The following is a 20,061-nucleotide window of genomic DNA, read 5'->3' as shown; positions in this document are numbered from 1 at the left end:
GTCCCAGAGGACGGGCGGTCGCGGGCCACGGTCCCCGGGCCGGTTAGGCTCATGCCGCAAGGCCAACGAAACCTGCACTCGCCAAGCGTCACATCCCAGAAGGAGATGCTCGTGCCGTCCATCGACGTCGTCGTAGCCCGGGAAATCCTGGACTCCCGAGGCAACCCCACGGTCGAGGTCGAGGTCGGCCTCGACGACGGCAGCACCGGCCGTGCCGCCGTCCCCTCCGGCGCCTCCACGGGTGCCTTCGAGGCCCTGGAGCTCCGCGACGGGGACGCCAACCGCTACGGCGGCAAGGGCGTGGAGAAGGCCGTACTCGCCGTGATCGAGCAGATCGGCCCGGAGCTGGTCGGGTACGACGCCACCGAGCAGCGCCTCATCGACCAGGCGATGTTCGACCTGGACGCCACCCCGGACAAGTCGAGCCTCGGCGCCAACGCCATCCTCGGTGTCTCGCTCGCCGTCGCGCACGCCGCTTCCGAAGCGTCCGACCTCCCGCTCTTCCGCTACCTGGGCGGCCCCAACGCGCACCTGCTGCCGGTGCCCATGATGAACATCCTGAACGGCGGCTCGCACGCCGACTCCAACGTGGACATCCAGGAGTTCATGATCGCCCCGATCGGCGCGGAGTCCTTCTCCGAGGCCCTGCGCTGGGGCGCCGAGGTGTACCACAAGCTGAAGGCGGTGCTGAAGGAGCGCGGCCTTTCCACCGGCCTCGGCGACGAGGGCGGCTTCGCCCCGAACCTCAGCTCCAACCGCGAGGCCCTCGACCTCATCCTGGAGGCCATCAGGGAGGCCGGCTACACCCCCGGTCAGCAGATCGCGCTCGCCCTGGACGTCGCCGCGTCCGAGTTCTACAAGGACGGCGTCTACGCCTTCGAGGGCAAGGACCGCACCGCCGCCGAGCTGACCGAGTACTACGCGGAGCTGGTCGACGCCTACCCGCTGGTCTCCATCGAGGACCCGCTGTTCGAGGACGACTGGGACGGCTGGAAGATCATCACCGAGAAGCTCGGCGAGAAGGTCCAGTTGGTCGGCGACGACCTGTTCGTCACCAACCCGGAGCGGCTGTCCCGCGGCATCGAGGAGGGCTCCGCCAACGCCCTGCTGGTCAAGGTGAACCAGATCGGCTCGCTCACCGAGACCCTGGACGCCGTCGAGCTGGCCCAGCGCAACGGCTTCAAGTGCATGATCTCCCACCGTTCCGGCGAGACCGAGGACGTCACCATCGCCGACCTCGCCGTCGCCACCAACTGCGGTCAGATCAAGACCGGTGCCCCGGCCCGCTCCGAGCGCGTCGCCAAGTACAACCAGTTGCTGCGCATCGAGGAGATCCTGGACGACGCCGCGGTGTACGCGGGCCGCAGCGCCTTCCCGCGGTTTCGTCCGGCGGACCAGTAGGCCCGGCGCGCAGCGCGTCGGCCGGGAGGACGTCCGGCGGCTGCGCCGGTACGGCGCCCCGCGTGCCTCCGCACGGGGCGGGGACGCCGGCTGACACTCGCGGATCCCTCCGTCCCCGCGCCCGGTCCCGTACCGTGTGCGGGGACGCAGGTACATGCAGGGGAGGCGCGAACACATGCCCGGAAAGGTCCGGGACACAGGCCGCGACCGGTTCTCCACCGCGACCAGGCTACGGCTGCTCGGCGAGCAGACCGCGGCCCGTGTCTACCGCTCCCAGAGCAGGCGCCAGGCCCGCCGCTCCCGGCTCACCGGCCGGGCGGCGCTGCTCGCCCTGGTGCTCTGCACGCTGATCGTGGCGCTCGCGTACCCGATACGGCAGTACGTGTCGCAGCGCGCCGAGATCGCCGACATGCGCCGCCAGTTGGCGGCGGACCGGGCCCGCGTCGAGCGGCTGCGCGACCAGAAGGCGCGCTGGCAGGACGACGCGTACGCGGAGCAGCAGATCCGCAAGCGGCTGCACTACGTCAGGCCCGGTGAGACCGGGTACACCGCCGTGCAGCCCGACTCCGTCAGGCGTTCGCGCGCCGACGAGGGCTCCCGGGCACCCACCGGGCTGCCCTGGTACGCGCACATGTGGGAGACCCTGGACAGAGCAGACGGACAGGACGGGCCAGGAGGCAGGCCAGGCGGAGCAGGCGCGTCCGGCCGGGCCGAGGAGGCCGGCGGGGCCGCGAAGGCCCCTGGAACCGCCGCTGCCGGAGACGACACGGGTGACGGCACCGGGCGGAACCGCTGAGCCGGTACGGCCGCCCGGACCGGTGCTCCCGCAGGGAGTGGCACCACCGCCGGCCGGCACGGCCGCCGTTACCGGTGCGCGGGCCGTCGCGGGTGCGCACACCGCCACCGGTACGCACACCGTGACCGGCGGGGCCCCGGGCCCCTGGGGCCCGGCCGGCCCTGCCCGACCCCGTGAGGCCCGCCACGGACCCATGAGGCCCGCCACGGACCCGTACGGCGGCCCGGGGCCCGGCCGCCCACCGGCCAAAGGACCAAAGGGCCCGGGGCCCGAGCCCCGGCCGTACCCGCCGCCCGGCGGCCCCACCCGCCCGACCGGCAGCCCGCCGGACCGGGCCCGACCGACTGATGAGAGACACCATCCCGGCCATGCAGACGCCCCCGCCGCCCACCGAGCGCACCGAGCCGACCGAAGCGGACACCGCGGCCTGTGCGCGGCAGCTCGGCCGCCCACCGCGCGGCCTGCGGGCCATCGCGCACCGCTGCCCCTGCGGGCTGCCCGACGTCGTGGAGACCTCGCCGCGGCTGCCCGACGGCTCGCCCTTCCCGACGCTGTACTACCTCACCTGCCCGCGGGCCGCGTCCGCGATCGGCACGCTGGAGGCCGAGGGCGTCATGAAGGAGATGACGGACCGGCTGGCGTCGGACCCCGAACTCGCCGCGGCGTACCGGGCCGCGCACGAGGACTACCTGCGGTGCCGGGACGGGATCGAGGAGCTGACGGGCTTTCCCAGCGCCGGCGGGATGCCGGACCGGGTGAAGTGCCTGCACGTGCTGGTCGCGCACGCGCTGGCGGCGGGGCCCGGCGTCAACCCGCTCGGGGACGAGGCGCTCGCGATGCTGCCGGAGTGGTGGTGGCGCGGGCCGTGCGTCCAGGTCAAGGCGGAATGAGCACCGCACGCCTTTCGCCGCCTCCCCTCCGTCCCACCGGGGCGGGCCGTTCGCCCCGCATCCAACAGGAGTCCGTATGACCCGTGTCGCCGCCATCGACTGCGGTACCAACAGCCTGCGGCTGCTCATCGCCGACGTCGCCCCCGAGACCGGTGAACTGGTCGACCTCGAACGGAGGATGGAGATCGTCCGGCTCGGCCAGGGCGTCGACAAGACGGGGCGGTTCGCGGCGGAGGCCCTGGAGCGGACGTTCGCCGTGTGCCGGCGGTACGCCGAACTGATCGAGGGGCACGGCGTGGAGCGGGTGCGGTTCGTGGCGACGTCCGCGTCCCGCGACGCCGCCAACCGCGATGTGTTCACCGGCGGGGTGCAGGACATCCTGGGCGTGCGTCCTGAGGTCATCACCGGCGACGAGGAGGCCGACCTCTCCTTCACGGGCGCCACCCGAGACCTGGTGGGGCGGCCGGACCTGCCGGGGCCCTATCTGGTGGTCGACATCGGCGGCGGCTCCACGGAGTTCGTGGTCGGCGGGGACCGGGCGCGGGCGGCGCGCAGCGTCGACATCGGCTGCGTACGGATGACGGAGCGGCACCTCGTGCGGGACGGCGCGATCGGCGATCCGCCGTCACCGGCCCAGATCGACGCCATACGCGCCGATGTGGAGGCCGCGCTCGACCTCGCCGCCCGGACCGTGCCGCTCACCGGGGCCCGCACCCTCGTCGGCCTCGCGGGTTCGGTCACCACCGTCGCGGGCATCGCGCTCGGCCTGAAGGAGTACGACCCGGCGGCCATCCACCACGCACGCGTGCCGCGTGCCCAGGTCGCCGAGATCACCCGCTCCCTGCTCGCCGCCACCCATGCCGAGCGTGCCGAGATCCCCGTGATGCACCCCGGCCGGGTGGACGTCATCGGCTCCGGCGCCCTCATCCTGCTCGCGGTCATGGAACGCTCGGGAGCCGACGAGGTGCTCGTCAGCGAGCACGACATCCTGGACGGCATCGGGTGGTCCCTGGCGCTTGACCGGCACTGAGGGGCGGATCCCGACCGTGCGCCGGTGGCGTCGGCGATGGCGCGAAGGCGGGGCTCAAGGACGGCGGTGGACGTCCCGCCGGTCGCCCACCTCGACGGCGAGGTCGACGGGTTCGCCCTCGCCGACCCGGTGGGCGACCCGGTGGCTTCCGGCCCGCGGCCGGTCCATCCCCGACGGGCCGGTGAGCTCCTTGACGCCGGCGACCCGTACCGCGAGGGCGCCGGCCTCCTCGCGGTACGGGCCCGCCGCCGAGCGCGGTCACCGCGGCCAGGATGCGCATGGCCGCCGGCCGGCCGATGGCCTCCGGTTGCCGTTGCGCCGCCGTGGTGAGAGGCGTGACCAGCGAGGGTGGGCAGCCGCCCGGAGAGGCGGGTCAGGCGACCGGCGCCCGGACGGCGCGGCCGCTCGCACCGGCCACCGGCCACCGGCACACAGGCCCCGACCACGCGGTGCGCATAGGCCCTCGCCGGGGTGGTACCCGTGCCCCGGCCCTCGCCGGGGTGGCGCCTGTGGCTCGGAAGGCGCGGTGGCCGGCGCGGACGGGCCCGTGCCGGGGCGCGTCCGGGCCTTGTGCGCGCCCCTCCGTCAGGGCCGCGGACGGGCCTCGGAGGGCCTGTCGACGGCCCGCCGGATGCCCCGCGGAACAGCCTGCCGGACGGCCTTCGGGGGCCCCGGCGGAGCCTGCCGGGGCCACGGGAACGGGCCTCGCGGGAAAACTTCGTGAAGTTCTTCACAAGGAATTGGGCCCGGTAGGGGCCGCTTTCCCGGTGTCCTGTGCGCACGGACGGGGTGGCGCCTCGGTGTGATCGTCCACGGCCCGATGACGGGAATGTGTCACTCCGATGAAAAGGGGCCGTGGCGCAGGCCACAGCCGAACCCTGAGGGGCAGCTCACAAGGGGTGGCGCGGAGTGGGTGGCGGTATACGGCCGCCGGCGGTCCACCCGGCCGTCCATTGGACTCCGGACGGCCCCGGCCACCGGGGCCGGGCAGGGTAGCACACCTCATTGGAAAGCTTGTGAAGGGGCGCACGAGACCCCCCTCCGGACGGGTGGATACTCGATGGCATGAGCACCACGGAGCGTCCCAGGATCCTCGTAGTAGGCGGTGGGTACGTAGGCCTGTACGCAGCTCGTCGCATCCTGAAGAAGATGCGCTACGGCGAGGCGACCGTCACGGTCGTCGACCCGCGCTCGTACATGACGTACCAGCCCTTCCTCCCAGAAACCGCGGCCGGCAGCATCTCGCCCCGGCACGTCGTCGTGCCGCTGCGACGCGTGCTGCCCAGGGCGGAGGTCCTCACCGGCCGAGTCACCACGATCGACCAGGACCGCAAGGTAGCCACCGTCGCTCCGCTGGTCGGTGAGGCGTACGAACTGCCCTTCGACTACCTGGTGATCGCGCTCGGCGCGGTCTCCCGGACCTTCCCGATCCCCGGCCTCGCCGAGCAGGGCATCGGCATGAAGGGCGTCGAGGAGGCCATCGGCCTGCGCAACCACGTCCTCGAACAGCTCGACAAGGCCGACTCGACCACCGACGAGGAGGTCCGCCGCAAGGCCCTGACCTTCGTCTTCGTCGGCGGCGGCTTCGCCGGTGCGGAGACCGTCGGCGAGGTCGAGGACATGGCGCGCGACGCAGCCAAGTACTACACCAACGTCTCCCGCGAGGACATGCGCTTCATCCTCGTCGACGTCGCCGACAAGATCCTCCCGGAGGTCGGCCCGAAGCTCGGCCAGTACGGCAAGGAGCACCTGGAGAGCCGTGGTGTCGAGGTCTACCTGAAGACCGGCATGGACTCCTGCGTCGACGGCCGCGTGGTGCTGAACAACGGCCTGGAGGTCGACTCCCACACCATCGTGTGGACCGCCGGCGTCAAGCCGAACCCGGCGCTGGCCCGTTACGGCCTGCCGCTCGGCCCGCGCGGCCATGTGGACACCGCGGCCACCCTCCAGGTGCAGGGCACCGACTACATCTGGGCCGCCGGCGACAACGCCCAGGTTCCGGACATGGCCGCCCGCAAGGCCGGTGTCGAGAACGCCTGGTGCCCGCCGAACGCCCAGCACGCGCTGCGTCAGGCCCGCCTCCTCGGCGACAACGTGGTCTCCGCGATGCGCGGCTTCCCGCAGCGGGAGTACAGCCACGCCAACAAGGGCGCGGTGGCCGGGCTCGGCCTGCACAAGGGTGTCGCCATGGTCGTCGTCGGCAAGACGAAGATCCGGCTCAGGGGCCGGCTGGCCTGGTACATGCACCGTGGCTACCACGGCCTGGCCATGCCGACCTGGAACCGGAAGATCCGCGTCTTCGCCGACTGGACCCTCGGCATGTTCCTCAAGCGCGAGGTCGTCTCGCTCGGCGCCATCGAGACGCCCCGCGAGGAGTTCTACGAGGCGGCCAAGCCCGCCCCGGCCCCGGCCGTCCCGAAGGAGGCCGAGGTCACCGCCGCCTCCGGTGGTGAGAAGGCCAAGGCTTCCTGACCCTCCCGAGCGGCCGCCGCAGGCCGCGCCGTGCACGCTCCGAAGGGGCGCCCGCCATCCGTGGTGCGGGCGCCCCTTCGGCGTGTGCGCCGCCCGCGGCCACGGTCCCGCCCGCGCCCTCCCGGCGTGCACGCGGTCGCCTCCTGCGGCGTTCACCTGTTCACCACGATGCATGGCTCATACAGTTATCTTTGCCGTTCCATGGCGAACGAGCGGGACTGCGGGAGCATGCCGCCCGTGTTTACGTTGTGTCGACGGTTCCGGGGATCGACGTCACGGAGGTGTGTGCCATGCCGGATGCCGCGCTGCGGCTGAAGACGCTTGCGGAGCAGATGCTGGGAGCCCCGCTCCCAGTGCGGTTGCGGGCCTGGGACGGTTCCGAGGAGGGCCCGCCCGACGGTCCCGTGCTCGTCGTACGCCATCGCCGGGCACTGCGCAGGCTGCTGTGGAAACCGGGTGAGCTGGGCCTGGCCCGAGCCTGGGTGGCCGGCGACCTCGATGTCGAAGGCGACCTCTACGAGGCACTCGATCGGATGACGGGCCTGTTCTGGGAGCGTGACACCGAGGACACCGCGTCCCCGGGCGCGGGCGGCGCGGGCGCCCGGAGCGTGAAGGCACTCAAACGCGCGCTCGACGCACTGCGCGACCCCGGTATGCGCTCCGCCGTGCAGTCCTTCGCGGCGCTGGCCGGCCCGCTGCCGCCCCCGCCGCCGCCCCGCGAGGAGATGCGCAGGACCCGCCGCGGCCATCTGCACACCAAGAACAGCGACAAGGAGGCCATCAGCCACCACTACGACGTCGGCAACGACTTCTACGAGCTGGTGCTCGGGCCGTCGATGGTCTACTCGTGCGCGTACTGGGAGCGCCCGGACGGCACCTTGGAGGACGCCCAGCGCGACAAGCTCGAACTCATCGCCCGCAAGCTGGACCTGAAGCCGGGCCAGCGGCTGCTGGACGTCGGCTGCGGCTGGGGCTCCATGGCCATCCACGCCGCGCGTGAGCACGGGGCGCAGGTCGTCGGAATCACGCTCTCCTCCGAGCAGGCCGCCTACGCCCGCAAGAGGGTCGCGGACGAGGGCCTGACCGACAAGGTGGAGATCCGCGTCCAGGACTACCGCGACGTCGTCGACGGGCCCTACGACGCGATCTCCTCCATCGGCATGGCCGAGCACGTCGGCAAGGCACGCTACCTGGAGTACGCGCAGGACCTGTACGCGCTGCTCAAGCCCGGCGGGCGGCTGCTGAACCACCAGATCGCACGCCGCCCGGTGGCCGACGAGTCCGCGTACCAGGTGGACGAGTTCATCGACGCGTACGTCTTCCCGGACGGTGAGCTCGCGCCCGTGGGCACCACCGTGTCGCTGCTGGAGCGTGCCGGGTTCGAGGTGCGCGACCTGGAGGCGATCCGCGAGCACTACGCGCTCACGCTGCGCCACTGGGTGGCCAACCTGGAGGCCGGCTGGCAGCGCGCCGTCCGGCTCACCAGTCCGGGCCGGGCCCGTGTCTGGCGGCTCTACATGGCCGCCTCCGCGCTGTCCTTCGAGCGCAACCGGATCGGCGTCAACCAGCTCCTCGCGGTGAAGACGCCCGCCCCGGGCACCTCGGGGATGCCGCTGCGGTCCCGCACCTGGAACTAGCGTTCCGGGACGCCGGGACGCCGGGACGCCGGGACGCCGGGACGCCGGGACGCCGGGACATCGGGGTGCCGGGGTTGCCGGTGCCCGGGCGAGGCGAGTGGCCCTCCCAGGGAGCACGTCGGTGGACGGGCTCCCTGGGAGGGCGTGCCCGCCCGCTCCGGGGCGGGCGTCCCGCCGCCGTGTGGGGCCGGAGGCGGGAGCGGGGGAGCCGGGCGGACTACTCGGCGTGGATCGCGTTCAGCATGTTCAGCCGTGCCGCCCTGCGGGCCGGCCACATGGCGGCCAGAACGCCGACGACCGCGGCCATCACCAGGAACACCGCCATCCGGGCCCACGGGACGACCAGCTCGTAGGTGTCGATCCGGGAGCCGATCAGCTTCCCCGCCGCCCAGCCGAAGAACACGCCGAGGCCGACGCCGAGCACCCCGCCGAACAGCGAGATGACCACCGACTCCAGGCGCACCATCCGCTTGACGGCCGACCGGTCGAGCCCGATGGCGCGCAGCATGCCGATCTCCTGGGAGCGTTCGAAGACGGACATGGCCAGGGTGTTGACCACACCGAGCACCGCGACGACGACCGCCATCGCCAGCAGGCCGTAGAGCATGTTCAGCATCAGCGTGAACGTCTTGGAGATCCCCGCGGAGATGTCCTGCTTGTCCTGGACGAGGATCGCCGGGTTGTTCCCGAGCGCGCGCTCCAGCGCGTCCTTGACGCTGCCCTGGGGGCCGTGCGCCGTCTTGACCAGGACCTGCGTGTCGGTGGGGTCGCTCTGGTGCGGGCGCAGCGTGGCGTCGTCGACGAGGATGCCGCGGATCATGTCGTTGCCGTGGTAGACGCCCGCCACGGTGAGTCGGCCCGCCTTGCCGTCCTCGTACGTCACCTTGAGGCTGTCGCCCGCCCGCCAGCCCTGGTCGTGGGCGGTCTGGTCGTCGACCACGACGTCAGGGCCGCTCACCCGGAACGAGCCGTCCGACACGGGCAGGTCGGTGAGCCTGCCGATGTCGTGCCCGTCGACACCCGTCAGGAAGTGGCGGCTGCTCCCGACACGGGCGGGCGCGTCGCTCATCGGGCTGGACGCGGTCACTCCGCCGGTGGCCGCGATGGTGCGCGCCACGTCGGGCGAGAGGCCGTTGTAGTTCGCCATGGAGACGACGTAGTCCGCCTGCAGCGCCGAGACCGCCATCCTGTCGATGGCCTGCTGGGCGCTGCCGGCGATCACCGTCAGGCCGGTGATCAGGGTCAGGCCGATCATCAGGGCGGAGGCGGTCGCGGCGGTGCGCCTCGGGTTGCGCACCGAGTTCTGCCGGGCGAGCCTGCCCGCCACCCCGAAGACGCGCAGCAGTGGCGCGGCGGCGGCGATCAGGGGCCTGGACAGCAGCGGCGTCAGCACGAAGACGCCGATCACCAGGACCGCGGCGCCCAGGCCCACCACGGGCTTGCCGGAGTCACCGGCCATACGCGTGCCGGCCAGCACCAGGAGGGTGCCCGCCGCGGAGAACAGCGCGCCGATGGTGTTGCGCAGGACCAGGGACCGGGTGGTCGGCCGGGCGTGCACGCTGCTCATCGCGGCCACCGGCGGGATCTTGGCGGCCCTGCGCCCCGGCAGCCAGGCCGCCAGAACGGTGACGACGATCCCGACGGCGAGCGCGGTCGCGACGGTGCCCGGCGACACCACCAGCGGACCGCTGGGCACGGTGGCGGTGTCCAGGGACGCCACCAGGGACCGCATGCCCGCGCCGATGCCGATGCCCGCGAGCAGTCCGGTGACGGCCGCGACCGCGCCCACCACCAGCGCCTCCAGCAGCACCGACCTGGTGACCTGCCGCCGGGAGGCGCCCACGGCGCGCAGCAGGGCCAGCTCCTTGGTGCGCTGGGCGACCAGCATGGTGAAGGTGTTGGCGATGATGAAGACGCCGACGAACAGGGCGATCCCGGCGAAGGCGAGCAGGCTCGTCCTCATGCTGTCCATGGACGACGCGATGCTGCGGGCCTGGTCGTCGGCGAGCTGCCGGCCCGTCGTGGTGTCCACCGTGCCCTCGGGCAGGGCGCGGCCGAGGGCGTCGAGCAGTTCGGTCTGGCTGGTGCCGGGGGCAGCCTCCACGTCGATCTCGTCGTACCGGCCCTCCTTGTGGAAGAGCTTCTGGGCGGTCGCCGTGTCGAACAGGGCAAGGCTGCCGCCGGCGGCCACGTTGCCGTCGTCGGTGGTGAAGATGCCCGCGACGACGGGCTTGCGCACCGGTCCGTCCACGGACATCCGGATGCGGTCGCCGACGTGGTAGCCGGCTCGCCCGGCGGTCCCGGCGTCGATGGCGACCTCGTCCGCGCCCCTCGGCGGGTGCCCGTCCCGCAGCGGGTAGCGGGGGTCCTTGCTGCCCCAGTAGTTGCCGCCCTGCGAGCGGAAGCCGCCGCCGAGCAGCTTGCCGTGCTTGTCGGCGATCGCGGTGAAGCCCTCGACGACGCCGGTCGCAAAGGCCGCGCCGGGCGCCTTCTCGGCGCTCGCGCGCAGCTTCTCCGTCAGCTCGGGGTCCTCGTCGGGCGAGTCCGACCGGCGGCCGGAGCCCGGTGTCACGGCGACGTCCACGTGGTCGAACCCCTTGGCGGAGCTCTTCCGGTAGGCGTCGGAGATGGTGTTGGTGAAGACCAGCGTGCCGGAGACGAACGCGACGCCGAGCATCACGGCGAGCACGGTCATCAGCAGCCTGGCCTTGTGCGCGAGGACGTTGCGCAGGGCGGTACGGAACATGTCAGGTCCTGGTGGGGGGAGGGTCAGACGGTCCGGTGCGCGGCGGCCTGGCCGCGGCCGTGGGGTGCGCCGGTGCCGCCGGGCAGCATCCGCATGCGGTCGAGCACCGCGTCCGCGGTCGGCCCGTGCAGTTCGTCGACGATGCGGCCGTCGGCGAGGAAGACGACGCGGTCGGCGTAGGCCGCGGCCACCGGGTCGTGGGTGACCATGACGACGGTCTGGCCGAGCTGGCGCACCGAGTTGCGCAGGAAGCCCAGCACCTCGGCGCCGGCCCGCGAGTCCAGGTTCCCGGTCGGCTCGTCGCCGAAGATGATCTCGGGCCGGGACGCGAGGGCGCGGGCCACCGCCACGCGCTGCTGCTGGCCGCCGGAGAGCTGGGAGGGGCGGTGCGCCAGGCGGTCGCCGAGTCCCAGCATGCCGACCACCTCCTCCAGCCACTGCTTGTCCGGCTTGCGGCCCGCGATGTCCATCGGCAGCGTGATGTTCTCCTGTGCCGTGAGGGTCGGCAGGAGGTTGAACGCCTGGAAGATGAAGCCGATCTTGTCCCTGCGCAGCCGGGTGAGCTGGCGGTCCTTCAGCGTGCCCAACTCGGTGTCGCCGATCCGCACCGAGCCGGAGGAGAAGTCGTCCAGGCCCGCGACGCAGTGCATCAGCGTGGACTTGCCCGATCCGGACGGGCCCATGATCGCGGTGAACTCCGCGGCCCGGAAGTCGACGGAGACGTGGTCCAGGGCGACCACCTGGGTCTCGCCCTGACCGTAGACCTTGGTCAGTTCAGTGGCACGCGCGGCCACGACGGTGGCCCGGCCGGCGATGGGAGTGGTCGTCACGGAGGAGTGCTCCTGTCAGTACGGGTTCTGGGCTCTCCCATCGTTTCGCCCGAGCGGAGCGGTGTAGTCAGTCGCTGTTCCGGTTTCCGGGGCCGTCTGTGGTCGGACGGCGCCACCGCCCGTCATACCTGGGGATGACAAACGGCCTTCAGAGGGGCCAGGCCCGTGCTGACCGCGGGATGATGCCCGTTATGCGGCGCGTAACCGTGGCGGTATCCGTGAAATCGTCCGAGGGTACGGTGAAATTCCGTCATTCCGTACCGTGCCGTGCGGCCCTGCATAAGGGCTGTTGGCGAGTGGGAACAGCCGCCCACGTGGTCTGACGACCCCTCAGGGCTCAATAAAATAAGACAACATCGGTCCACCGCACCGTAGTTCGGGGGAGGCCTCCCGATAGGCTCGGACTCTCGACGGAGCGCACGGCCTGCCCGGATGGTGGAATGCAGACACGGCGAGCTTAAACCTCGCTGCCCCTCGCGGGCGTACCGGTTCAAGTCCGGTTCCGGGCACCACCTTTGGGCTTTTGAGCCGGCGCAGAAGCGGACGGCGACCCTGGCCGGGCGTCCGGCGGGAGCGGTACGGGAGTACTACGGAAGCACCGCCGCAGCCGTCGTCGATGTGTGCCTCCGGGCGGCGCCCCCGACCGGGTCGCCGGTGTCCCTGACGAGGGGTCGGCCGGGCTGACCCCCGGGGTGGCGGACACCCCGGGACGGGAATGGACCTGGGGTCGGCACGGTTCGAAGTGAACAGCGGGTTCGACGCGGTGGACGGGCGCGCAGGGACGGGCGCCGGGCCGAAGCGGTGACCGGTCAGGCCGCTCCGGCGCTCTCGTCGCTGGTCTCCAGGGCGCTGGCGCGCACGGCCGCGGACCACTCCGTGACCAGTTGCTCGTAGGTACGCCGCTGTTCCGCGGAGAGGCGCCCTCCGGCGCGCAGCCACAGCGCACGGATCTCCTCGTTCACCGCGGCGGCGGACCGCACGGGACGGGCATCAGAAGTCGTGGCCATGTGTGAAGCTTACGGGTAGGCGAGTGAAGGCGGAGTGAAGGCCTTCCGACCGTAGGGTGCCCGGCACCCTTCGCGCCAGTCCCCTACGGGGTTCGTCGCAGGTCGGCGGCGCTTCGGCAGGCCGCTGGGCGCTCTCGTGTGTATCGGGTCACTCGGGCCTCTCCGGCCCCTCACGGCGGATCGGAACGCACCTCGGAATGCGCCTTGGAACGCGCCTCGGCACGCGGTGGGACGGGGTGGGACGGGCGCTCCGCGAGCGGGGAGCGCGTCCGCACGCGACGATCGCCGCACCCGGAAAGCCGGGTGCCCACACGGGCGGGAGCGCCGGACCCCGCGCGCGTGGGGAACGGCGGGACCGGGCTCTCGCACGGGCACGGCACGAGCGCGCGGCACGGCCGGGGCACGGGCGCCCCGGGGGCGGACGGGACCGAGCACTTCTGTGCGGGCCCGCGCACGCACAGGGCTGTGGGTGGGGCCCGCGCACGCCCAGGCTGCGGTGGGGCGCACGCATACCCAGGGCCGCGGTGGGGCGCACGCATACCCAGGGCCGCGGTGGGGCCGCGCTGCACGGGGCTAGCGCACCGGCACCGGGTTGAAGCGTTCCGCCGTGTGCAGGTCGGTCTCGATCGCCGCGGCAGCCGTGCGCAACGCGGGCAGCAGCGCGTCGCGGGCCGCCGCCAGGGGGGTGCCGCCCGTGTGCCGGGAGACGTTCAGCGCGGCCACGACCCGGCCGGCCGCGTCCCTGATCGGCACGGCCACCGCGCGCAGCCCCTCCTCCAGCTCCTCGTCGACGCTCGCGTGCCCCTCCCGCGCCACCTGCGCCACGAGCTGCGCCAGCCGCCGCGGCGCGGTGACCGTCCGGCGGGTGAGCGGTCCGGGCGGGACGGCGGCCAGTACGCGTAGGCGTTCGGCTTCGGGCAGCCCGGCGAGCAGCACCCGCCCGGTGGCCGTCGGATACGCGGGGAAGCGCGTCCCGGGCGTGATGTGCGGGCTCATGATGCGCACACCCGGGGCGCTCGCCACATGGAGGACGTCCGGGCCGTCGAGCACGGCCACCGAGGCGGGCTCGCCCACCCGTTCCGCCAGGTCCCGCAGGTGCGGCTGCGCGAGCTCCGCGAAGGACAGCCGGGACAGGCGGGCGTAGCCCAGCTCCAGGACGCGCGGCAGCGGGCGGTGCAGACGGCCGTCGCAGGCCGCGTACCCCTCGCGCGCCAGTGTGTGCAGGCAGCGGCGTGCGGTGGCCCGGGGCAGGCCCGTCGCGGCGGCGAGCGCGGCCAGCGGCAGGCCGGGGCCCCGCGCGCCCTCCAGCGCCTCCAGGACCGCGAGGCCCCGGGCCAGCGACTGGAGGAACCCGGGCCCCAGCTCCTCCTTGGCGGCGCGGGCCAGGGCGGCGGGGGAGGGCGGGGCGGGCGCGGGGGCGCATCCGGGCGCCGGCCCGTCGCCGGGCGCGGGGGCGTGTGAGGCCGGGGGCGCGACGGTGGCCGGGGGCGCGACGGCGGGCCGGAGGGTGCGCGGGGCCCGGTGCGTACCGGCGGCCGGGGGTGCGGGCTCGGGTGCCGCGAAGGCTTCCGCGAGGCGTGCGGCCTCCGCCCGGAGCCGCGGAAGGACGAGGTCCGCGAGGTCGGCCGCGGTGTGCCTGCTGGTGTGGCTGACGACGCTCAGGGCGCAGCGGGTGCGGCCGTGCCCGTCGGGCACGGGCACGGAGACGGCGATCAGGCCCGGCTCGATCAGCTCTTCGTCCAGGGCCCAGCCGGCGTCGGCCGCCCGTGCGGCGCGCGCCGCGAACCGGGCCTCGTGGACGGCGAGGGGCGGCACCGCGGGGAAGGCGGTGCCCTCGGGATCGGCGGCACGGCCGGCCCGCCAGGCGGCCCACCCCGCCGTGTCCCACTCCGCGGCGAACAGCGAACCGGGCGCACAGCGCTCCGCGGGCAGCAGGTCGCCGATGCGGAACGCCACGGACATGGTGCGCCGCCGGACGGCCTGGGCGACGAACCTGACCCCGTCGCCGTCCGGCACCGCCAGGGAGACCGACTCGTCGAGCTCGTCCGCGAGCCGCCCGGTGCGGGCGACCGCCTCGCCGGTGAGGCCGCTCGCGGCGAGGTAGGCGTTGCCGAGCGCCATCAGGCGCGGGGTGGTGGACAGCTCCTGGCCGTGCTGGCGCAGCAGCCCGAGCCGGAGCAGGGTGGCCACCACCCGGTCCACGGTGGAGCGGGCCAGCCCCGTGGCACGCACCAGGTCGCCCGCCCGCATCGGCGCCCCGGCCCCGGACAGCGCCCTCAGCACCGCCAGGCCGCGCTCCAGCGGCCGTACGCGGTCGGGGCCGGACTCGCCGCCCCACGCGTCCCGCGCGGCGCTCCCGGGCGCTGCGAGCGGGCCGCCGCGTCCCGCCGCCGTCCGCCCGCGGCCCACCGGGAGACCCCCGGACGCTTCGGCCCGCCCGTCCACACGCACCCCTCTCCGCACGGCTCCCGCCGGTGCTCGCCGGTACTCCTCCGCCGCGGGTCGCGTGCGGAAGCGGCCCACGGCAGCCGCGTCCGGGCCGCGGGTCCGCGGGCCGGCACCCCGTGCGGTGGGGCCCGCTGCCGCAGCCGTGCGCCCGCTGCCGTGCCCGCTGCCGTCCGCGCGGGGCCCGTGTGCCGAGGGCGTGTGCGGGTCGCGGGTGACGGGAGCGGTGGTCCGCGGACGGGTTCCTTGTACGGCGGTACAGGGCGTTGACACCCGCGGGGCCCGGACAGAGACTCCTTGGGACTTCTTGTGAACGAAAGTTCACCATGCGAACAGCTCGTGGGCAAGCCGCCCACTCCGACCCGACAGGACACCCATGCGCACCACCGTCGGCATCATCGGAGCCGGTCCCGCCGGCCTCCTCCTCGCCCGTCTTTTGCACAACGCCGGGATCGACAGCGTCGTCCTGGAGTCCCGCGACCGCGCCTACGTGGAGCAGCGGCAGCGGGCCGGGATCCTCGAACAAGGCACGGTCGACGTGCTGCGCTCCGCGGGCGCGGGCGAGCGGATGGACCGCGAGGGGCTGCGGCACGACGGCATCGAGCTGCGCTACGACCGGCGCCGCCACCGGATCGACTTCCCGGGCCTCACCGGCGGCAGGTCGGTGACGGTCTACGCCCAGACCGAGGTCGTCAAGGACCTGGTGGCGCTCCAGCTCCGGGAGGGCGGGCCGCTGCTCTTCGAGACGGAGGCGCTCGCGGTCGAGGGCGCGGACACGGACCGCCCCCGGGTGCGCTTCACCCGACGGGGTGGCCGGGACGGGGAGGCGGGGCGCGAGTCCGTCCTCGAATGCCAGTACGTCGTGGGGTGCGACGGCTTCTGGGGCGTCTCGCGCGCGGCGGTGCCCGCCGCCGTCTCCCGGGTCTTCGAGCGCACCTACCCCTTCGGCTGGCTCGGCATCCTGGCCGACGTGCCGCCGTCGCACGACGAGCTGGTCTATGCCCGCAGCGAGCGCGGCTTCGCGCTGCTGAGCATGCGCTCCCCGGCGGTCTCCCGGCTCTACCTCCAGGTGCCGGCGGGCACGGACGCCGCCGCCTGGAGCGACGGGGCCGTCTGGGACGAGCTGGAACGCCGCCTGGAGACCGCCCCGGACGACGACTGGGTGCTGAACCGGGGCCCCGTCACCGCCAAGTCGGTCACACCGATGCGCAGCTACGTCCACGAACCGATGCGGTACGGCCGGCTCTTCCTCGCCGGGGACGCCGCCCACATCGTGCCGCCCACCGGGGCCAAGGGCCTCAACCTCGCCGTCGGGGACGTCGTCACGTTCGCGCGCGCGTTCGTGCACTTCCGGGAGACCGGCGACCCGGCGCTCCTGGACGCCTACTCGGGGACCTGCCTGCGGCGCGTCTGGCAGGCCGAGCGCTTCTCCTACGCGATGACGACGATGCTGCACCGGTCGCCCGACGCGACGCCCTTCGACGACCGCATACAGCGGGCCCGCCTCGACCGCATCGCCACCTCGCGCGCCGCGGAACAGGACCTGGCCGAGTGCTACACGGGCTTCTCCTTCGACTGAGCCGGCCGGTCCGAGCCACCCGCAGGCACACCCGCAGGACTGCCCGCCCTTCCGCCCCGTCGTCCCTCCGCCGTGTCGTCCTGCCCCGTCGTCCCTCGGCCCCTTCGTGACTCCGTCCGGCCAGGCCCGTCCCCCATGGCCGTTCGACGCTTTCGAGCGCGGCTGTTCGATGTGTTCGACACGCCCGATCCCATTACCACGGCCGGCCCGCGCCCGATCCGGTAGTCCACAGGCCAATTACCGTTGTGTGACAGGTTGTCCACAGGCATTGGGTACGGCGGGGCGGGGAATCGTCATCGGGCGTACCGTGTTCGGCGTCAGGGAGGCGCAAGGATCGTCCCCTAGCAGGAGAGTCAATTCTTTGCCCACCCATTACTCTTGAGCCCAAGACCACGCACGGTGGTTATGGAGGAGTGACATGAGGAGCAGTAACCCGGTCTTCTCGCGACGGGGGTTCAGCCGCGACAACGGCTACGCGGGTTTCCACGCGGCGCCGCAGGCCGGGGGACCCGCAGTCGGCACGCAGGGCAACCCGTACGCGGGCGCGTACGCAGGCGCCCCCACCAACCCCTACGCACAGAACCCGTACGCCCAGCAGGGCCTCCAGCACGGAGCCCCGCCGCAGGCCCCGGCCGCCACCGACCGCATGACGATGGACGACGTCGTCGTGCGCACCGGCGCCACGCTCGGCGTGCTCATCGTCGCGGCATCGCTCGCCTGGGCGCTGCTGCCGGTCGACGACGCGAACATCAACCGCTCCTACGGCGTCGCGGTCGTCTCCGGCCTGGTGGCGATGGTGCTGGGCCTGATCCAGTCCTTCAAGCGGACGCCCACGCCCGCGCTGATCCTCACCTACGCCGCCCTGGAGGGCGTCTTCCTCGGCGTGCTCTCCAGCATCGTCGACAACCGCATCGCCAGCGGCGCCGCCATGCAGGCGGTGATCGGCACCATGGCCGTCTTCGTGGCCGTCCTGGTGGCGTACAAGGCCGGCTGGATCCGGGTGAACCGCAGGTTCTACGGCTTCGTGATGGCCGCCGCGCTCGGCTTCGTCGGCCTGATGGCGGTGAACATGCTGTTCATGGTCTTCGGCGGCGGCGACGGCCTCGGCTTCCGCAGCGGCGGCCTCGGAATCGTCTTCGGCATCCTGGGCGTGCTGATCGGCGCCTGCTTCCTGGCCCTGGACTTCAAGCAGATCGAGACGGGCATCGCGTACGGCGCGCCGCGCCGCGAGGCGTGGCTGGGAGCGTTCGGTCTGACGCTGACCCTGGTCTGGATCTACCTGGAGTTCCTGCGTCTGATCGCCATCCTGCAGAGCGACAACTGATCGACACGGCGATCCGGTCCCGGGCACCCGACGAGGACCGGGCTGCCGGGGACGCCGACGGCCGTAACGCGAACGACCAGGACTTCCGAGGCCCTGGACGCTGACGAGGCTGACGACCCGGACATGCGAGACGGGGCCCGCGAACGCCGTTCGCGGGCCCTTCCCGCACAGGGGCCCGACGAGGCAGTGCCCGGTGGTGGGCCCGCACCACCGGGCCGGCCGGCTCAGAGCAGCTTGCGCGCGGCGCGGCGCAGGTCGTACTCGTGCACGATGGCCTTGGCGTGGCCGTAGGCGAGGTTGTGCTCCCCCCGCAGCCAGCTCACCTTCTCCTCGAAGCGGCTGAGTGAAGGACCTTCGTCGACAGTGCGCAGCCAGTCGGAGATATCGCGACCGGTGCACTGGGGGATACGGGCGAGCAGGTTGCGGTGGGTCTCCTGGGAGAAGACTTGAGACATCGGCGCCTCCGGCGGCTTTCGATGTGGTCCGTCCTTCACGCCACCGTGCCTGAGCGTTTGCGTGTTGGCAACAGTCCTGGTCGGACGCATAAGGTCGCGGGGTGCTCGATACCTCCCCCCTGACGGCCGCAGTGGATCACTTCGCCGACCGGCTCCGGGCCGCTCCCCAGAGTCGGCTCCAGCGTGGCGCGGCGGCCGAGGCCCTGGCCCTGGCCAGGGAATTCGCCCGATGGACGCAGCGTCTGGAGGACCCGGACGGCGCGCCGCGCGAGATGCCGGACGCGGGTATGTTCGCGGCCGCCGACCAGATCACCGTGGCGGGGCGGGATCTCGCCCTGGTGTTGACAGATCCGGCCGACCTGACCCGTGCGATCGCGCTCGTGGAGGAGGCCCGCAAACGTGCCTCGGTCTGAGCCGTGCTGTCGGCCCCTGCCGGCCGGGGCGGTCAGTGCGACGTGATCACGCGGTCCGCGAGGATGTACACCGTCTCGCCGCCGCAGGTGAAGGTGAGCGCGTAGGCGCCCGAGATGCCGGAGCCGCCCAGCAGGACCGGCACGTCACCGCGGATCAGCGCGTCGGCGAGACGCTCGGTGGTCTCGCGGTGGCCCGGTGTCATGCACAGGGTGGTGCCGTCCTCGAAGACGTACACGTCGAGGGTGCCGAGCGGCCCGGGCCGGACGTCCGCGAGCGCCGTACGGGCCTCGGCGAGCCCCTCCAGACATGCGAGGACGCGTTCGTGGTCGCCGCCGCCCGGCGGATACGGCGCCTGGGCGGACCTGGGCGGCTTGCCGGGCACGAAGTCGGGGTGCGAGGGGTGGCGGCGGCGCGCCGCCGCCAGCTCGGGAGAGTCGCCGGGATGGTCCTCGGCGCCGGCCGGGGGCTCCGGCGGCTCCAGGCCGAGGAGGCCCGCGAGGTCGGTCCTGCGGCCCGGACCCTGGTCGTCAAGCTGCCCGGGGAACCCGGGCAGCCCGAGCAGCGGGGGCACGTCCGAGGAGGCGTCGCGCGCCTCCTGCGCCGCCCAGAAGGCGCGGGCCTCGGCCATCTCCCGCTCCCGCTCGTCCGCCAGCGCCTCGGCGACGGCCATGCGTATCTCGTCGGCGTCCACCGGGGTGCGGGCCGCCGGCACCATCGGGCGCGCGCCGGTGCTGCGGCGCTCGCCGAGCTCGGCGTGCAGGGCGGCGATCTGCCTGCGCAGGCCGTGCACGGCGTGCACGGCGGCGGCGCCCACGGCCGTGACGGCGGCCGCGGTGAGCAGCAGAACTAGAGGCATGGTGCTCACTCGCATACTCCCGGGTTCGGTGCGGTCCCCGACTTCTACCTCAGCCTGACCGCCAGACCGCCGCACTGTCAGTGCATTACTTCACATAAAGGACAACGCTAGGGGCTGGAGGTTTTGTGGCGCTACTGCTTTGACCTGCGTCAATGCGGCACCCCTAGGACATAGGTCAC

The 20,061-nt window shown here is 73.2% G+C and carries 14 protein-coding genes, 1 tRNA gene and 1 pseudogene; 10 read left to right on the top strand and 6 right to left on the bottom strand.

Annotated elements, in window-relative coordinates; translation table 11 throughout:
• Positions 1-111 precede the first annotated feature (111 nt).
• The 6 genes and pseudogenes from eno to IE313_RS16520 all read left to right on the top strand — a co-directional run bounded on the left by eno (position 112) and on the right by IE313_RS16520 (position 8,226).
• Complete coding sequence (eno, locus tag IE313_RS16545; RefSeq protein WP_189932832.1) at positions 112-1,401, top strand: phosphopyruvate hydratase; 1,290 nt, start codon at positions 112-114, stop codon at positions 1,399-1,401.
• 175 nt (positions 1,402-1,576) lie between these two features.
• Positions 1,577-2,068, top strand: a pseudogene (locus IE313_RS16540) (FtsB family cell division protein); the annotation flags it as partial.
• 497 nt (positions 2,069-2,565) lie between these two features.
• Positions 2,566-3,087, top strand: a complete 522-nt coding sequence (locus tag IE313_RS16535) for a DUF501 domain-containing protein (protein ID WP_189932828.1) — start codon at positions 2,566-2,568, stop codon at positions 3,085-3,087.
• A gap of 76 nt (positions 3,088-3,163) precedes the next feature.
• Positions 3,164-4,117, top strand: a complete 954-nt coding sequence (locus IE313_RS16530; protein WP_189932826.1) for a Ppx/GppA phosphatase family protein — start codon at positions 3,164-3,166, stop codon at positions 4,115-4,117.
• Positions 4,118-5,182: 1,065 nt separating this feature from the next.
• Positions 5,183-6,589 carry an NAD(P)/FAD-dependent oxidoreductase gene (locus tag IE313_RS16525; RefSeq protein WP_189932824.1) on the top strand — a complete coding sequence of 469 codons (1,407 nt, stop codon included), beginning with the start codon at positions 5,183-5,185 and terminating at the stop codon, positions 6,587-6,589.
• Positions 6,590-6,879: 290 nt separating this feature from the next.
• The gene (locus IE313_RS16520; RefSeq protein ID WP_189932822.1) at positions 6,880-8,226 is read left to right on the top strand and encodes a class I SAM-dependent methyltransferase; all 1,347 of its coding nucleotides are present in this window, start codon (positions 6,880-6,882) and stop codon (positions 8,224-8,226) included.
• Between the two features lie 217 nt (positions 8,227-8,443).
• Here IE313_RS16520 and IE313_RS16515 read toward each other — a convergent pair whose 3' ends face one another.
• Entirely contained in the window at positions 8,444-10,972 is a 2,529-nt protein-coding gene (locus tag IE313_RS16515) for an ABC transporter permease (protein ID WP_189932821.1), read from the bottom strand.
• A gap of 23 nt (positions 10,973-10,995) precedes the next feature.
• Entirely contained in the window at positions 10,996-11,802 is an 807-nt protein-coding gene (locus IE313_RS16510; RefSeq protein ID WP_189932819.1) for an ABC transporter ATP-binding protein, read from the bottom strand.
• 426 nt (positions 11,803-12,228) lie between these two features.
• Here IE313_RS16510 and IE313_RS16505 point away from each other — a divergent pair.
• Positions 12,229-12,314 (top strand) — tRNA-Leu (locus IE313_RS16505).
• A 297-nt stretch (positions 12,315-12,611) separates the two neighbouring features.
• Here the strand turns inward: IE313_RS16505 and IE313_RS16500 are convergent.
• Positions 12,612-12,809, bottom strand: a complete 198-nt coding sequence (locus IE313_RS16500; protein WP_189932817.1) for a hypothetical protein — start codon at positions 12,807-12,809, stop codon at positions 12,612-12,614.
• A gap of 573 nt (positions 12,810-13,382) precedes the next feature.
• Entirely contained in the window at positions 13,383-15,254 is a 1,872-nt protein-coding gene (locus tag IE313_RS16495) for an IclR family transcriptional regulator domain-containing protein (RefSeq protein ID WP_373317003.1), read from the bottom strand.
• A gap of 376 nt (positions 15,255-15,630) precedes the next feature.
• On the opposite strand from IE313_RS16495, the gene IE313_RS16490 reads away from it, so the two are divergent.
• Both IE313_RS16490 and IE313_RS16485 read left to right on the top strand, forming a co-directional pair.
• Positions 15,631-16,833 (top strand): 4-hydroxybenzoate 3-monooxygenase, encoded by a 1,203-nt coding sequence (locus IE313_RS16490; protein ID WP_189932815.1) that lies wholly within the window; start codon positions 15,631-15,633, stop codon positions 16,831-16,833.
• Positions 16,834-17,251: 418 nt separating this feature from the next.
• Positions 17,252-18,157 carry a Bax inhibitor-1/YccA family protein gene (locus tag IE313_RS16485; protein WP_189932813.1) on the top strand — a complete coding sequence of 302 codons (906 nt, stop codon included), beginning with the start codon at positions 17,252-17,254 and terminating at the stop codon, positions 18,155-18,157.
• A gap of 224 nt (positions 18,158-18,381) precedes the next feature.
• On the opposite strand, the gene IE313_RS16480 is transcribed toward IE313_RS16485, so the two are convergent.
• On the bottom strand, positions 18,382-18,612 hold the full coding sequence (locus IE313_RS16480; RefSeq protein WP_189932811.1) for a DUF4287 domain-containing protein: 231 nt from the start codon (positions 18,610-18,612) through the stop codon (positions 18,382-18,384).
• 101 nt (positions 18,613-18,713) lie between these two features.
• Between IE313_RS16480 and IE313_RS16475 the strand changes: the two genes are divergently transcribed.
• On the top strand, positions 18,714-19,025 hold the full coding sequence (locus tag IE313_RS16475) for a hypothetical protein (RefSeq protein WP_189932809.1): 312 nt from the start codon (positions 18,714-18,716) through the stop codon (positions 19,023-19,025).
• 32 nt (positions 19,026-19,057) lie between these two features.
• Here the strand turns inward: IE313_RS16475 and IE313_RS16470 are convergent, their stop codons facing one another.
• Positions 19,058-19,882: a hypothetical protein gene (locus tag IE313_RS16470; RefSeq protein ID WP_189933117.1), complete on the bottom strand. Its 825-nt coding sequence runs from the start codon at positions 19,880-19,882 to the stop codon at positions 19,058-19,060.
• Between the last annotated feature and the right edge of the window lie 179 nt (positions 19,883-20,061).

The organism is Streptomyces sulfonofaciens (assembly GCF_014656295.1).
Lineage (GTDB): Bacteria > Actinomycetota > Actinomycetes > Streptomycetales > Streptomycetaceae > Streptomyces > Streptomyces sulfonofaciens.
The sequence above is the reverse complement of the archived record's forward strand: the minus strand, read 5'-3'. Positions and strand labels throughout refer to the sequence as shown.

Excerpts from the sequence above, each read along its gene's own strand:
- IE313_RS16500 (WP_189932817.1), bottom strand. The coding sequence starts at position 12,809 with ATGGCCACGACTTCTGATGCCCGTCCCGTGCGGTCCGCCGCCGCGGTG.
- IE313_RS16535 (WP_189932828.1), top strand. The coding sequence starts at position 2,566 with ATGCAGACGCCCCCGCCGCCCACCGAGCGCACCGAGCCGACCGAAGCG.
- IE313_RS16480 (WP_189932811.1), bottom strand. The coding sequence starts at position 18,612 with ATGTCTCAAGTCTTCTCCCAGGAGACCCACCGCAACCTGCTCGCCCGT.
- IE313_RS16470 (WP_189933117.1), bottom strand. The coding sequence starts at position 19,882 with ATGCCTCTAGTTCTGCTGCTCACCGCGGCCGCCGTCACGGCCGTGGGC.
- IE313_RS16485 (WP_189932813.1), top strand. The coding sequence starts at position 17,252 with ATGAGGAGCAGTAACCCGGTCTTCTCGCGACGGGGGTTCAGCCGCGAC.
- IE313_RS16525 (WP_189932824.1), top strand. The coding sequence starts at position 5,183 with ATGAGCACCACGGAGCGTCCCAGGATCCTCGTAGTAGGCGGTGGGTAC.
- IE313_RS16520 (WP_189932822.1), top strand. The coding sequence starts at position 6,880 with ATGCCGGATGCCGCGCTGCGGCTGAAGACGCTTGCGGAGCAGATGCTG.
- IE313_RS16530 (WP_189932826.1), top strand. The coding sequence starts at position 3,164 with ATGACCCGTGTCGCCGCCATCGACTGCGGTACCAACAGCCTGCGGCTG.
- IE313_RS16490 (WP_189932815.1), top strand. The coding sequence starts at position 15,631 with ATGCGCACCACCGTCGGCATCATCGGAGCCGGTCCCGCCGGCCTCCTC.
- IE313_RS16515 (WP_189932821.1), bottom strand. The coding sequence starts at position 10,972 with ATGTTCCGTACCGCCCTGCGCAACGTCCTCGCGCACAAGGCCAGGCTG.